We start from the raw sequence: 1,574 nt of genomic DNA on the forward strand, positions 1-1,574 counted from the left end.
ACCAATTGTGAGCGGCGATGAACATCAAAGTGTCGTTTTGCCGTCCAATTAATAAGCTGAATATCCCTAAGCCCACCGGGAGCCTCTTTTACATTGGGTTCTAGATTGTATTCAGTATCAAGATGTTTGTGATGGCGAGCAATTTGCTCATCAATTTTACCTTTGTAAAACTTTGATGAGCTCCAGATTTTTTTTGGCCCAGTTTTCTTTAGCATTAGTTGCAAAAGATCACTATTGCCACAAATCAAACGAGTTTCCATTAGATTTGTAGCAACAGATATATCTGCTTTGGCTTCGTCTACACACTGGGAAATAGAGCGCACACTATGGCCAATTTTAAGCTGGATATCCCACAGAAATGTAATAAACATTTCAATGCGCTCTCTATATTTTTTGGATAAATCCTTGCGCATCAAAATGAGAAGATCAATATCAGAGTGCGGGTGAAGTTCGCCTCGTCCATAGCCGCCGACAGCAACAAGGCTTACGTCTTCATCCCATTGATATTGATGCCATGCATGCCAAAGAAGAATATCGGCAAATTGCGATGCTTCACAGACTAATGATCGAGCGTCTCCACCCTCTAGAAAGCGGTTATCAAAATGATTTTTTGCTGCACTTAAAGCGTCCTTGAATACATTTATCGGGTTTCTAGATTTCAAATCGGCAACAAAGCGTTTTTGATCGAAAAAGATAGGCGCCCGATTAGTTGGTTGCAATGGTTGGTCAGAGAAAATACTTGGCATAAAAGATCACTGTGACTTGGCAGTTTAATTAGATGGTAATTTTTAACTAGACTAAAAATTTTCTTCTTGTCTGGCTGTAAAGACTTCTACACCATCATGCGTGACAAGCATGGTGTGCTCCCACTGAGATGATAGGCGGCCATCTTTTGTTTCAACCGTCCAGCCATCTCTTTTAAGTTTGGTTTGATATCTGCCGGCATTGACCATAGGTTCAATAGTAAATGTCATGCCTTCTTTCAGCTCTAGGCCGGTACCTGGTTTTCCATAATGAAGAATTTGTGGTTCCTGATGAAATTCATCGCCAATACCATGCCCGCAATAATCTCTGACTACCGAGTAGTAGTGTGCTTCTGCATGAGTTTGAATGGCGTGACCAATATCGCCAAGCCGTACCCCAGGTCTTACCATTTCGATACCTTTATATAAGCATTCTTGTGAAACCTTGATCAGTCTTTTGGCATGCTCTGGGGCATCGCCGACAATATACATCTTACTAGTATCGCCATACCAACCATCTTTTATAACCGTGACATCAATATTGATTATATCTCCCTTCTTGAGAATCTTTTTCTCAGAGGGGATGCCGTGGCAAACAACTTGATTGACAGAGGTGCAAATTGATTTCGGAAAGCCTCTATAGCCAAGGCAGGCGGGTATAGCTTTCTGTTTGTGCACAATATGGTCGTGACAGATACGGTCAAGATCCTCGGTTGAGGCACCGGCAACAACATAGTCACCGATAAGTTCAAGCACCTCTGCTGCGAGCTTTCCAGCGATGCGCATTTTAGCGATTTGCTCAGGTGTTCTAAGATTTACAGACATTGCAAT

General features: G+C 42.1%; 2 protein-coding genes. Both read right to left on the reverse strand.

Annotated elements, in window-relative coordinates; genetic code table 11:
* A partial coding sequence (locus tag AAFM34_RS20975) for a nucleotidyltransferase domain-containing protein (protein WP_341666232.1) occupies positions 1-746 on the reverse strand: 746 nt, incomplete at its 3' end.
* Positions 747-797: 51 nt separating this feature from the next.
* A complete protein-coding gene (gene map, locus AAFM34_RS20980) occupies positions 798-1,568 on the reverse strand; it encodes a type I methionyl aminopeptidase (RefSeq protein ID WP_341666234.1) in 771 nt (256 codons plus the stop codon).
* Positions 1,569-1,574: the final 6 nt, after the last annotated feature.

The organism is Vibrio sp., from assembly GCF_038138445.1.
GTDB lineage: Bacteria > Pseudomonadota > Gammaproteobacteria > Enterobacterales > Vibrionaceae > Vibrio.

Bases quoted from the DNA above. Each gene is read 5' to 3' on its own strand.
- map (WP_341666234.1), bottom strand. From the start codon at position 1,568: ATGTCTGTAAATCTTAGAACACCTGAGCAAATCGCTAAAATGCGCATC.